12 protein-coding genes are annotated in these 13,464 nt (G+C 46.8%); 6 read left to right on the forward strand and 6 right to left on the reverse strand.

The annotated features are described in order from the left end of the window. Window positions 1–2 precede the first annotated feature (2 nt). Window positions 3–290, forward strand: coding sequence for a helix-hairpin-helix domain-containing protein (locus L3C95_RS21395; protein WP_236390679.1), 288 nt, complete (start codon window positions 3–5; stop codon window positions 288–290). 13 nt (window positions 291–303) lie between these two features. On the opposite strand, the gene L3C95_RS21400 is transcribed toward L3C95_RS21395, so the two are convergent. After that, the gene (locus L3C95_RS21400; protein ID WP_236390680.1) at window positions 304–2,373 is read right to left on the reverse strand and encodes a hypothetical protein; all 2,070 of its coding nucleotides are present in this window, start codon (window positions 2,371–2,373) and stop codon (window positions 304–306) included. Between the two features lie 208 nt (window positions 2,374–2,581). Between L3C95_RS21400 and L3C95_RS21405 the strand changes: the two genes are divergently transcribed. Next, window positions 2,582–3,478 carry an NAD(P)-dependent oxidoreductase gene (locus tag L3C95_RS21405; RefSeq protein ID WP_236390681.1) on the forward strand — a complete coding sequence of 299 codons (897 nt, stop codon included), beginning with the start codon at window positions 2,582–2,584 and terminating at the stop codon, window positions 3,476–3,478. A gap of 30 nt (window positions 3,479–3,508) precedes the next feature. Here L3C95_RS21405 and L3C95_RS21410 read toward each other — a convergent pair whose 3' ends face one another. From L3C95_RS21410 to L3C95_RS21425, 4 genes are all read right to left on the reverse strand, one after another. Then, a complete protein-coding gene (locus L3C95_RS21410; RefSeq protein WP_236390682.1) occupies window positions 3,509–3,889 on the reverse strand; it encodes a winged helix-turn-helix transcriptional regulator in 381 nt (126 codons plus the stop codon). Between the two features lie 125 nt (window positions 3,890–4,014). Further along, window positions 4,015–4,446: a cupin domain-containing protein gene (locus tag L3C95_RS21415; protein WP_236390683.1), complete on the reverse strand. Its 432-nt coding sequence runs from the start codon at window positions 4,444–4,446 to the stop codon at window positions 4,015–4,017. Between the two features lie 345 nt (window positions 4,447–4,791). Next, window positions 4,792–7,842, reverse strand: coding sequence for a hypothetical protein (locus tag L3C95_RS21420; protein WP_236390684.1), 3,051 nt, complete (start codon window positions 7,840–7,842; stop codon window positions 4,792–4,794). 38 nt (window positions 7,843–7,880) lie between these two features. After that, window positions 7,881–8,459, reverse strand: a complete 579-nt coding sequence (locus tag L3C95_RS21425) for a thioredoxin family protein (protein ID WP_236390685.1) — start codon at window positions 8,457–8,459, stop codon at window positions 7,881–7,883. Window positions 8,460–9,033: 574 nt separating this feature from the next. Between L3C95_RS21425 and L3C95_RS21430 the strand changes: the two genes are divergently transcribed. From L3C95_RS21430 to L3C95_RS21445, 4 genes are all read left to right on the forward strand, one after another. Further along, entirely contained in the window at window positions 9,034–9,357 is a 324-nt protein-coding gene (locus L3C95_RS21430) for an ArsR/SmtB family transcription factor (protein WP_236390686.1), read from the forward strand. Between the two features lie 6 nt (window positions 9,358–9,363). Next, entirely contained in the window at window positions 9,364–9,831 is a 468-nt protein-coding gene (locus L3C95_RS21435; RefSeq protein ID WP_236390687.1) for an SRPBCC domain-containing protein, read from the forward strand. Between the two features lie 5 nt (window positions 9,832–9,836). Next, window positions 9,837–10,220: a DoxX family protein gene (locus L3C95_RS21440; RefSeq protein WP_236390688.1), complete on the forward strand. Its 384-nt coding sequence runs from the start codon at window positions 9,837–9,839 to the stop codon at window positions 10,218–10,220. 70 nt (window positions 10,221–10,290) lie between these two features. After that, window positions 10,291–10,866, forward strand: a complete 576-nt coding sequence (locus tag L3C95_RS21445; RefSeq protein WP_236390689.1) for a DUF4256 domain-containing protein — start codon at window positions 10,291–10,293, stop codon at window positions 10,864–10,866. A gap of 70 nt (window positions 10,867–10,936) precedes the next feature. On the opposite strand, the gene katG is transcribed toward L3C95_RS21445, so the two are convergent. Next, window positions 10,937–13,207 carry a catalase/peroxidase HPI gene (gene katG, locus L3C95_RS21450; protein ID WP_262915902.1) on the reverse strand — a complete coding sequence of 757 codons (2,271 nt, stop codon included), beginning with the start codon at window positions 13,205–13,207 and terminating at the stop codon, window positions 10,937–10,939. Window positions 13,208–13,464 lie beyond the last annotated feature (257 nt).

The following is a 13,464-nucleotide window of genomic DNA, read 5'->3' on the forward strand; positions in this document are numbered from 1 at the left end:
AGATGACAAAGCAGGAGGCAATAAAAGACCTTATTCAAATTCCGGGAGTGGGCAAATCTTTGGCTACAGACCTCTGGAATATTGGTATTACAAAAGTTGCTGAGCTCAAGGGAAAAGACCCGGAATTGCTTTATGACCTTTCAAACCGCCTTGCCGGTGTCGTACAGGATCGTTGCGTATTATATGTTTTCAGATGTGCAGTGTATTATGCCGACACACCGAAAGCGCAACATGAAACCGAAAAGTTAAAATGGTGGAATTGGAAGGATAAGTTGCCGAACCGTAAGTAAGGTGCTCAACGCCTTATAACAACCAGAACGTCTGACTGAAAGCTCCATTGGCGGCTACATCCCAGGCCTCGACACGAACCCATTTTCTACCGCGTAAGCTAACCGGAAATTGGAAACTTTTGTCCCCGAACGCCTTTGTATTCGTCAGCGGGACTCTTTCACGATATACCTTTTTGCCATCGCCGGAAATGATCTCCACGAAATTCATTGGAAACGTCCATTGTAATTTCAGGTCGATAGTGGCCATGCCGTTAGGCGAAAGTTGCAAGCTATCGCCTGAAGAATGTCCGTTAACTTTCAGCAGTGGCATCAGTACTTCTCCTGTGCTACCGAAGAACCGTCCATGTTGCATGGCATCCAGTATAGGAAGCCAGCTGTCTTTATACGCCGGAAGTTTATCGAGCATGAGATAGTTGACGTTCATGTGTGCATACATCTCGTTGTGTTGTGTAATAGTGAACAGATCAGCTTCACAGATAACGGTCTTTTTAGTGCCCCAGTTGTTCATGTCATCCATCAGATCAAGCACTCTTTTGCCGAGACGGGGCTGGGAAAGATCTGCCGGCATTGCTTTCCAGGCAGCTCCCATAAAACGGTCGGATAAAAAGAACGCTTCGTGGTTGTAATTATCGGGAGTATTAACTGAGCCTTTGGTGCGGGGGTGGGCCGTCCAAGCAAGCCCCTGCTCGTCCTTGAGTAATCTTAGCATATCCTCCTTATCACCGATATGATACACTTTCCCGTAACCGGGCTTTTCTTCCACATAGGGCTGTCCGGGTTTGCGGGACATTACCCAGTATACAGGCCGTGGAAAGAAATTCAGCCAGTGGCCACCGAAGAATTCATTAGGCTCCTCGCCGGGCAGCAGTAGAAATTTGTTGTCTGACTGCTTTTCACATAAGTCAAAAAGTGCTTTTAGCTGCGGCAGGCGTTTTTCATCTGGTCCACGGGGATCGGCAGTGTAATGGAATTCCGCAAGATGTACAATGTCTACGCCCAGGTTCCTGAATACTTTTACGAACTCAGGATGTTCAGGTACCGGCTGTCCCGCCATCATCACCTTCATCACGAACTCATTATGGAAGTGGCTGGACATTGTTTTAAATCCGGGTAATTCAACATACCGGTCATTATGCGTAAATGCTTTCAGTGCTGTAAATGCTGCGGCATCGTTGTCCTTGCTGAGCAGGCAAAAGAAATTTAAGCGCTGTTTGGTACCGGGGGGAGCGTTGAACCAGGGCACAAAGCGTTTGTCGCCTTCCAGCTCCTGTCGTATGCCTATACCGTAACCTTTGACCATTTGCCGGTATTGATTGCCATACCAGGTGAAACTCAGGTTGAACGCTTCATCCAGTGGATAGAAATATTGATGTGGGGGAGGGAAGACCACCATAGTTCCCTGTTTGCCGGATGCCGCAATAGCTCTGTATTTTACAGCGAGATTACGCGCGGAATCGTTGGAAATAACGGGTGCCTGTTGCATACTGTCTCCTGTATTCATCCATGAGATACGCTGCCAGTCCGACTCCTTACTTATCATGCCCGCATCAAACAAGATAGCTTTAGCCTGTTCTTCTGTGCTGATTACAGCAGCAATATTGAGTAATGGACTTCCATTATAGAACGTAACTTCCAGCATGCCGGAGAAGGTCTCTGCGGAGATGGGGCCTATACTCGCTATCGTACGACTACCTTCGGTTCTCACCGATACCGCTGTTTTCTTCAGGGTCAGTGGATAACTCTGATGCGGCTTATTGGGCACCTTATCAAAAAATATATTCCAGCTATTTTGCGAGAGCAGATCCCTTTTGCCGACGGTCATCAGAAATGCAGGATCTACACCTGCGGTGATCTGTTGCTGGCCCAGCGAGATCGCTTTAAAGAGCGGCCGGGAAGGCGAGAGATCAAACACTACTTTGCCCTTAAGTGAATTACCTGCCGGCCAACTGATCTCTAATGATTGCCCCTGTTGAGTAACCAGAGTACCGTTTGTCTGTTTAAAGCCTTTCATGTCTACTTTCACCTGCGCAAAGGTAAAAACGGTCATGCATAATGGAAGTAAGGTTGATATCAGGAATTTCATGCAGTGGATTTATGTTCCCAATATAAGGCATCGATAGTTTCGGAGCAAGGGATAGTGATGTGCTGAATATTATTTAACCACTATTACGTTGCCACGTACCGCATGGTAATTTGCCACAGGGATAAATTTTTCATCTACCTGAATCTTTTTTCCCGTATTGTCAGCGGAGCTTGTCGTGGCTAATTTGCGGCATATAAAAAACAATCAAATGACAGGAATAACAAACAGTAAGCAGGAGCGGGTAACTATGATCGGGCTCGGCTCCATGGGCGCTGCTATCGCCCGGGCATTTATCATGAAAGGATATAAGGTAACTATATGGAACCGCGATGCGTCAAAGGCTGCCGCGCTTGTAACCCAGGGGGCGGTATTGGCCACCGGTATTGTGGAAGCAATAACAGCCAGTCCCCTGGTAGTGGTGTGTGTATCTGACTATAAAGTCACCAGAAAGATATTCGGTACAACGGATGCAACTGCCGCATTGAATGGCCGTACACTCGTACAGTTGAGCACCGGTACTCCCAAAGAAGCGCGCGAACTGCACACATGGGCGCAACAACAAGGTGCGGTGGCATTAAACGGTGATATACTGGCATGGCCAAGGCAGATCGGTGGAGACGAGGCCACTATTACTATATCCGGCCCGCAAGATGCATTTCAACAGCATGCAACAACCTTGCAATCACTGGCAGGTACATTTAGTCACCTGGGTGAAGAGCCCGGTGCATCCGCAGTATTTTTCTCAGCGGTAATGGCTTACCTTGCCGGCAACTGGATCGGCTTCTGCCATGGTGCATTAATATGTGAGAATGAAGGTGTACCTGTGGATACATTCGGTAACCTGATAGCCAATATATCGCCCATATTGGCCACAGAATCGCGTCACATGGGTGAAGTAATACAACATAACCGTTTCGCCAATCCCGAAAGTACGGTCAAAACAACAACTGACGATCTTCATTTGCTGGTGCAGCATTCAGAAGAAGCGGGTATCAGTACAGAACTGCCAAAGTTTGCCGCCAACATCTTTCAGCGTACGGTAGATGCTGGTTATGGGGCTGAAGAACACGCTGCTATTATTAAAGTGCTGCGGAAACAGATATGATTAGTTTTTGCCGGCCCTTCCGCATAGTTACTATTGCGGAAGGAACCGGCAAGAACCAGGTTGATAAATTTCAATATTACGGTGAATATACTCCTTGTTCGTATTGCCCCATGCCTCCAGTGTTTCAAGCACCGGCAACAGGCTTTCACCAACGTCGGTAAATCTGTATTCCACCCGGGCAGGGCTTTCTGCAAACACCTCTTTGTAAAGAATGCCATACTCCTCCAGTTCTTTCAGATGCATGTTGATGATCCGCGGAGCTACTTCATTCATCTCTCGATGAATGGCGCTGGGTCGCGAAACGCCGCGTCTGATGCAGTCCATTATCCAGGCTTTCCATTTGCCGCCAATGACTTTCAGGGCCACTGCCAGCCCACAATCAAGCAACTCGGGTATTTTCCTTTCGTACATGAGAAAAATTTGCCCAAAGATAAAACAAGTGACCGAAGCTGCGGACAGGGAAAAAATTTTCCCTGGGTGAGCAGGGCATGTAATGTGTCTATGTTCACACTGAATAGACGGAGGGGCAACAATCTTTATTTTTTAGCCTTTTCCGGAATGAGCACAGGGCTTCCTGCAGATCCTACGAAGAAAACGACCAATTTAGCCTCCTTGGTTTTGCTGAGATTCCTGGTTTGATTGTGGAGTCCGCCTGGTTCTTCCCAGAAAACTTCTCCCTGTTTAAATACATGCTTCACTCCTTCAAACGTAGACTCTATTTCTCCTTCCAGTACATATCCAACTGTTGCCATTGGGTGTCTGTGGGCATAAGAAACTTCGCCTGGTGCAAATCTTACTAATACAACCTGCGCTTCATCTTTTTGGAGACTGGCAGGGAGCTGTTTTGTGAAGAGAACTTTAGGAGGATATACAGTTACTTCTCCATCGGCATGTTCCTGATGTTGGGCTTTTGTACTGAATGCGAATGCGGTGAGTAATGCCGTAAGACTTAATGCAAACTTTTTCATAATTCTGAGTTTTAAAATTTACTGCTCTTAAAGAGCTGGATGATACATCTGGTTAGGATGCCAGTTTAGGTGTAACTGACATTGGAACCATTTGAGAATTGTTCAGAGGGAATTTCTCAAATGGTATGCCTGGGAGGAAAGTTGCATTGCACGTGCGGGCATAGCAAAGTAGGTTGGTCTCTGAAACCAGCTACAGGAAGCCGTTTAGGTGAGGTTAGCATAGAACCCCTTTAGTCTTTACAGGGTTATTACTTAATTCGATGTTCAATAATCTGTCACTGTATGTCGTGAAACCGCGAGCGGTTTCACTGATTGTCGCGAAGCCGGTAAAACGATAGGCGATTACTACTCTTCCGACTTATTGCTGCTATTGTCTACAGGAGGAAGTACGCCTCTTATCGTTCTCACCTGACGCCAGTGATTGGATGTTTTAAAAAGTGTCACAGTAGAGGTATTCATGCCATTTGTCAAAACCGCAAGACGATTTATCGCGGTGTAGGGCACTGCCTGCGGACCGTTGTTATCGAAGCGGGTTAAGGTACCATTGGTGTCGATTACAAATACTGTACGATTGCCTTCCCCGTGCATACACCATTGCTGTATTTCTTCGTCGCCGGCATAGATGCCGGGAATGCGTTGCATGGCTGCCAGCACATTGTGGGGGATGGCGTGCCGGCCTTCCACCAGGAACCGCAGGTCCTCGTCATTTACCACCCCGGTCTGGTACAGGGCGGTTACCATAGCATGCGCATTCCTGTTGATGTTACCGCCCATACCCGTTCTCACCTCGGCTATCTGTGCACGTTCAAGAAGTATTTCCTGCGGATCGAGATTACGGCCGGCCAGCGCATGGAAGAGACAGTCGCCGCGCCCATCATTTTCAATCAGGTCAAACTCATTCAGCGCAAAGCTGCGGCTCTCTTCTTTTTTGGAACTGCTGGTCGAAGGGGAGGTGGTCGTTTTATTGTTTTCCCCGGCCACGTTTGCGAACATGTTGCCGTAAGCATATGGTCTGTCGTCAACCGCTTCGCGTGGCACCTGATTTATTTCATGAAGGAATGCCTGCCAGAGTTCGTTTCCTATGCCCCGGGGCTGATGAACGTAGCGTTCTGCGCCCTGCGGCGCAAAGCCGGATTCATAGAATGTCCTCAGTCTCCTCAACTGTTCGGTCGATTTCCAGCGTATCTCCAACACGTGTAAACGGTGGTTGGGCCAATGTTTAGGCAGCTGTATCCGTCTGCTGTCCAGGAAGGTGTCTTGCCGCGGATCTATAAACGCGGCATCGTGTGCCATAAAATCGAGTGTCTTTTTGGGAGCTATGGGACTGTTGTCGGGATGCTCTGTTGTGAGTTTTTTGGCTGTTATGTATTTGAGGATGGTGTCCATTGTATCCACTACCTGGCTTCTCAGTTTGCCCCGGTATTGGGTCAGTTTTTTGAACGTTTCACCACCCTTATCTTCCTTTGGATCGGGGCGCGGCATTTCGGTTTCCAGGTTTCGTCTGAAATCGTTTCCCTTATCCAACAGTTTTACCACCTCTTGCCAGTCTTCCGGCCCTAATATGCCGGTACCTATGTTAATGATGTTGTCTTTCACCCATGCCTGGTCCAAATCCTTCACACGGCTGGTGAGCGCAGCTTCTACGCCTATCTCGCTTTTGTCCATTTTGCTTTTAAAAATGCTGGACTTGAAACGTTTTTCCTGCGCCTCCTTCAGTTTCTTTTGGGCAGGTACAGCCAATTGTCCTGCCAGGGTGCGGCCCAGCATACCTAAAAACATGCGCAGGCCAGGGGATCCGGCACCCAGTTCCGGCAGTGTTTTTAACCGGTGTATCAATTGTTGAGCGAACACTTCCAGCTTTACTTCCTCCTCGCTTTCTTCTACGCCTTTATCCGGGTTTCCGGGAGTGGTTATCGTCAGGGTAGCTCCCTTGTACGTCTCACCCAGATCGTAGGCTGCGTCGGCAAGCTGTCTGGCCAGTTTTTCGGCTACGGCCACTGTTTCGCCCTGACTTAAATCAGCCTCTCCGAGTGAGACCATGTATTTTTTCATCTGGGTGGTGAAATTCTTTAGTCTGTCGCGCTTACGTCTGGAGTCAGCATTGCGATACATGTTTTCCACCTGCCCGGTCAGGATCTCAAGGTCTGCGAGTATTTTATCCATTCCCTCGCGTTTAACCCCGAAAGTCGCAAACAGCAATTTTTGTCTGAAATAATCGCTGAGGCCCGTCAGGTAGCTTTCTACCTGGTCACTGCGACCTGTTCCCAATTGCCGTATCATTTCAATCACCCGTGCGTCGGTGGCCAGATTTGCCTGGCTGATAACAACACCGGTGGAATTGCTTCCAGTCTTTTCCAGTTCTCTTTTGTCTGCGTCGTCAAGCCCTTCAGACGCCATGCCGCCGGTCAGCCCCTTCACGCCGGGACCGATGTGAATGTTGCCCAAAGTCGCCTTATCGAAGGCATATACTCCCTTTTTTAAAATTCCCTTGTGGATGGAAGCATGGGTGTTATAGGTCATGTTTTTAGGTGCCAGTTCCACCTGATCATTTTTGTTCACTTTCCAGTTGAATGTAAAGCCATAGGCGGCCCCGAATGTCTGCATGAAAGTTGCCAGGGTGGTTGAATTGTCTGCGCGGGTATGGCTGCGTAAGGCCATTTCCAGCATATGGTCAACGAATGCCACTTCCTCCGGGTCGGGGATGGGAATATCGGGATGCGTTTCAAATAAAAACGGTGGGCTCACCAGTTCAACCTCGTTTCCCGCATCGGTTTCCAGTACAAAAGGCAGGTCTGTGACCGGCATATGCATGTCTGATGTGGCCAGTTCCAGGTGCGAAACACCCTGCAGCGGTCCATCCGTCATTTGCGCGAATTCATGCTCGAACCCCAGCGTGGTATACTTTGATGGGGCCTCCTCAGGTTCCTTGCCTTTATCCTTTACATCCGCGCTGGAATCCTCCACCAGCACTTCAGATTCTTTTGGCTTTCCGTCGCTTGTGCTTTCTGGTGGCGGGCTGGATATTGCTTTGCCTTTGGTGTCCTGGCCCCGTAGTTCATTATGCTGAAGCGCGATCTGTTCCTGTAGAAAGCCCGCCAGGTCTTTTGATTTAATGACCCGTTGTACGGGATGACCGCCTTGTGCTGAAAAGTTTCCAATGCCTGATTTCAGGTTCTCCGGCCGGCCGGTTTTATTTGGTTTTAACTGAAATGGTTCAGCTGCCGTAGCCCTTTGTACATCCTGTATCTGGTCCGGAGATTTCTCCTTATTCACATTATCAGCTGCTACTTTTTGATAGGGATGAACCGCAGGCATGGATATACCTGAAGAATTTGGATTAGACCTGGCAATTGAAGCAGGGATATTTACAGGTTGTGAACTTTTATTAGCTAACATGGCAGGGACGCTGTAAGGAACTGGATAACGTTGGTTTCTCAAAGCAAATGTGCAGGTATTGAAGTTAAGGCTTCCAGCAACTCATGCTGAAGGCTTCTGCCTTTATCGTCATTATACCATTTTTGTAGCCGCAATTTTATTTCTTCCATATCTCTCTCATCTCCTTTCATTTGTTCGAAGAGTTCCTGATTTTCCTGAGGTCTGGGCCCCCATACCATCAGATCCTGACCCGCACTATTGCGAATTATCAGCTTTGGAATAGATTTGGATTTGTTCGCGCCGGTGAGATAACTGTTGATAAGATACGGTTCACTGTCACGCAGCTGGATATCCAGCGTAATAAGCTGATTCATCTGACTGAGCTTATGAATGAAGGGCAAAATATGCGCAGCATCGCCGCACCATGGTTCTGTGATGATGATCCAGTCTTGTGGATGCTTTATCTCCATCACCTGGTTTATAAGATCTGCATTCAGCTCACCGGTTTTTAACCAGCGCTGTTGGCGGGTCCAGTTCAGCTTAGTATAATTCATATACGCTGGTTTATCATACGGCGAAACGGTGATCTCTTCGTTCAGAATAGCGTGGAAATATTGTTCGTAATTTGCAAAGTCCATCTTTTAGCGTTGTTATCAGTCAACATAAAGATCTGCTCAAACTAAAGAATCAAACAGGTAAGTTCAGGGAATTTATGTGTAGGTCTTAAGGTTCGCCTTCTGCAGCATTCCCTGATACGTTACAGTTAATGTCGAAGTTATAAGCATCCGGACCAAATCTATAACATATTTTTGGTAAGCTTGCATAATTCAGGAGTGCAGGAGTGTCACCAGTACCGTTTGGACTGGTTAAAAATGTTTATAGTTGTCTTAGGTGATGGTGCCTCCATATGGTAAGGGATCAGGTCAAAAAATGGCGTAATTTACACTTTATCCTGTGTAAAACAGACTGTTGCCAGAGTAAGCTCTTCGCTTGCCTCTGCTTCGGCCATACAGTTACAATAATTGCCAGCGGCCATTCCAGCCATTATCCATTTACCCTGACTTGCTATCTGATCTACTATCGTTGAGAAAGGATGTGACCGTTGCAGATATCCTTGGAATCAACCTCATTTGCCTTTTTGGTAAGATTTCCTTAAAAAAAATTTGTGTAGCTAAATAGCTACGCTTATATTTGTAGTCAAATAGCTACATAATGAATCTGAGAAGAGATGTATTCCAGGCGATAGCAGACCCGACCAGAAGGGCCATACTCCTGTTACTTGTTTCACAGTCAATGACAGCAGGCGCAATAGCAGCAAACTTTGACACAGCAAGACCGACAGTTTCAAAACACTTGCAGATACTTACCGAGTGCGAATTGCTTGAGCAAGAGCAAAACGGCAGGGAGATTTACTATCATGTTAACGCAAAAAAAATGAAAGAAGTGGCAGACTTTATCGAACCATTCCGCCAGATGTGGGATGACAGGTTTAACAAGCTGGAAGCTGTTATGAAAAAATATAAATCTGATAAATGAAATAATATGGAGAGAAAAACCAAAGTGAATGCCGAGGAAGGAAGGCATGATCTGATGATAACAAGAGAATTTGATCTGCCATTGGAGTTGCTTTTCAAAGCACATGCAGAACCTGAAATTATTGAACAATGGATGGGCACTACAGTGTTGAAATTCGAAGGCAAAAAGCATGGCAGCTGGCAGTATGAAACAAAAGATCCTCAGGGCAATGTAGCGTTTCAGGCCAACGGGGTATTTCATGAGTTCAGCCCCAATGAGAGAATTACACGGACATTTGAAATGGTGAATGCTTCCTTAGGTGTACAGCTGGAGTTCCTGGAATTTATAAAGCTCACTGACGATACCAGCAAACTCAATATGCATGTAGTGTACAGATCAGTAGAAGACAGGGACAGACAGCTGAAAATGCCGTTCGCCTATGGCATAAATATGGCGCATGACCGATTGGAAAATATTCTAAGCAAATTAAAATAACACTGATGACAAAAAGAAATAAGATCATTTATTGGATTGCTACTGCCTGGCTTGCATTAGGAATGTTATCGACAGGGATCGTACAATTATTCAAAGTAAATCAGGAAGGAGATTTTCTTGCACACCTGGGTTATCCTGTCTATTTTCCGACAATACTGGGTATCTGGAAATTGCTGGGCGTTGTTGCTGTACTTATTCCCAGATTCCCTCTACTAAAGGAATGGGCTTATGCAGGCTTTTTCTTTGCGATGACTGGAGCAATATCTTCACATATTTTAGCCGGTAATGCCGTGAATGAAATATTTCCATCCCTGTTGTTGTTAGCGCTGACGGTTATATCGTGGTATTTCAGACCGGTGGAAAGAAGACTTGTTCCGGTGAATCAATAAATGAACAGCGTATTGAAAAGATCCTTACATATTTAGGTAAAGCCCCAAAGTGGCAGTAATAATTACAATCATGTCAAAGAAAACTATTTCAAAGAAAGGCTTGTCATCAGAACAACGCAAAGAGTTACTTAGCTTACTGAAGACCCGTTTCGAGAAAAACATGAACCGTCATAAAGGTCTTGACTGGGCGGATGTACAGACAAGACTGGAAGCCAATGCGGAAAAATTGTGGTCACTTAATGAAATGGAAACAACAGGTGGAGAGCCGGATGTTGTTGGCTATGATAAAAAGACGGGTGAATACATCTTTTACGATTGTTCCGCTGAAAGTCCTAAAGGCCGCAGAAGCCTATGTTACGACGACGAAGCGCTGGAGGAGAGGAAAGAAGCTAAACCGGATGGTAGTGCTATTGATATGGCAGCCACCATGGGCATAGAAATTCTAACGGAAGAAGAATATCGCGGACTACAGGAATTGGGGAAATTCGATTTGAAAACGTCCAGCTGGGTACTGACACCTGCTAACATCAGGAAGCTCGGCGGTGCAGTCTTTTGTGATCGTCGCTACGACACTGTTTTCCTGTATCATAACGGCGCCATCTCTTATTATGCTGCCAGGGGATTTCGTGGCTCACTAAAAGTGTAAGTCTGAAAGTATATAAAACTAAAGCCGCCATGACAGGCGGCTTTAGTTTTATATACACTGAATCTTACAATTAAGCTAAGTCAAACCTGTCCAGGTTCATCACTTTATTCCATGCAGCTACAAAGTCCTTCACAAATTTTTCCTGAGCATCTGCACTTCCGTATACTTCTGCAACTGCTCTGAGTTCAGAGTTAGAGCCAAATACGAGATCTGCACGGGTGCCTGTCCATTTGATCTTACCGGTAGAACGATCACTGCCTTCGTAGAGCTCTTTATCAGCAGATGTGGCTTTCCATGCGGTGCTCATATCAAGCAGGTTGATAAAGAAATCGTTCGTGAGCTGGCCCGGACGTGCGGTGAACACACCATGTTTGGAACCATCAAAGTTAGTATTCAGTACACGCATACCGCCTACCAATACTGTTAACTCAGGGGCGCTAAGTCTAAGCAGATGCGCCTTGTCTATCAGCAGCTCTTCAGTAGATACCGGAAATTTAGCTTTGCGGTAGTTACGGAATCCATCGGCAATTGGTTCCAGGTAGCCTACAGATTCTACATCCGTCTGTTCCTGGGAAGCATCCATACGGCCGGGTGTAAAAGGAACGGTGATAGTCTGTCCTGCGTCTTTCGCAGCTTTTTCAACACCAGCGCAACCCGCCAGCACGATCAGGTCTGCCAGTGAAACTTTTTTACCGGCAGTCTGTGCACCATTGAATTCTTTTTGAATTCCCTCGAGCACACCCAATACCTTTTGCAGCTGTGTTGGATTATTTACTGCCCAATATCTTTGCGGAGCCAGGCGAATGCGTGCGCCATTTGCACCACCACGTTTGTCTGTACCACGGAAGGTGGAAGCAGAAGCCCATGCAGTCGAAACCAGTTCAGATACACTTAAGCCGGAACCCAGTACTTTTGCCTTCAGGGCTGCAACATCTTTTTCATCTATCAATACGTGATTTACAGCAGGAATAGGATCTTGCCAGATCAGTTCTTCCTGTGGCACGTCTGGGCCCAGGTAACGTGCACGAGGTCCCATATCACGGTGAGTCAGCTTAAACCATGCCCGGGCAAATGCATCTGCAAATTCATCCGGATTTTCCAGGAAGCGCCTGGATATTTTTTCATAAGCCGGATCGAACCTTAAAGACAGGTCAGTGGTAAGCATAGTTGGCAGCTTGTTCGCGCCATTATGTGCATCCGGAATGATGTTGTCTGCATTTTTAGCAACCCACTGGTGAGCACCGGCGGGACTTTTCGTTAATTCCCATTCAAAACCAAAGAGGTTTTCGAAGAAGTTGTTACTCCATTGGGTAGGAGTTTTCGTCCATGTAACTTCAAGCCCACTGGTAATAGTATCAGCGCCTTTACCGGAACCATAACTGTTGCTCCAGCCAAGACCCTGTAGTTCGATATCAGAAGCTTCAGGCTCTTTTCCCACGTGAGTGGCAGGGGCTGCACCATGGGTTTTACCGAAGCTGTGTCCACCTGCTATCAGGGCCACTGTTTCTTCATCGTTCATCGCCATGCGGCCAAAAGTATCGCGGATATCTTTAGCGGCAGCAATAGGATCAGGATTACCGTCAGGACCTTCCGGATTTACGTAGATCAAACCCATTTGTACGGCAGCCAGTGGTTTTTCCAGGTTGCGTGAGTGGATATGACCGTCTGCATCGTCGTCAGATACCAGTACACCATGACCTTCTACCACACCAGGCGAGCCGTGAGCATAACGTATGTCGCCACCCAGCCAGGTGTTTTCAGCACCCCAGTAAACATCTTCACTTGGTTCCCATACATCCGGACGTCCACCGGCAAATCCAAAGGTTTTAAAGCCCATTGACTCCAGCGCTACATTACCGGTAAGGATCAGCAGATCAGCCCAGGATATCTTACGGCCATATTTCTGCTTGATAGGCCAGAGTAACCTGCGGGCTTTATCAAGGCTCACGTTATCAGGCCAGCTGTTAAGCGGTGCAAAACGTTGCTGTCCTTCGCCACCGCCGCCACGACCGTCAAATACGCGGTAGGTACCCGCGCTATGCCATGCCATACGGATAAATAAAGGACCATAATGCCCGAAGTCTGCCGGCCACCAATCCTGTGAGTCTGTCATCAGCGCATGCAGGTCTTTCTTTACGGCTTCCAGGTCGAGACTTTTAAAAGCTTCGGCATAGTTGAAATCCTCATCCATTGGGTTTGATAGAGAGGAGTGCTGACGCAGTATATTGAGCTTTAACTGGTTGGGCCACCAGTCGCGGTTCCTGGTGCCACCACCGCCAACATTCTGCTTCATAGTGCCGTTATGAAAGGGGCATTTACTGATATCCTGTACGTTTTCCATTTTTATGAGTTTATGAAGTTAAATGAACAGTTTTTACACCTGGTTATTATGTATAGGACGGTAAAAGTATGATATTGGAGAAATAATCAAAATCAATTGATTTTATAATTTAATAGTTAAAATCTATTCTGTTACTTCGTGTCTCCTTCGGTGTATTGCGAAAGAGCCGCTCTGTAAATGGGTAGGTAGGGTGGGATAAAACGTGGACCGGGTGCGGTATATGCCGATATTTTCCCCGTATGTCAGCATACAGGGAA

This window comes from Chitinophaga filiformis (assembly GCF_021646545.1).
GTDB classification, from domain to species: Bacteria; Bacteroidota; Bacteroidia; order Chitinophagales; family Chitinophagaceae; genus Chitinophaga; species Chitinophaga filiformis_A.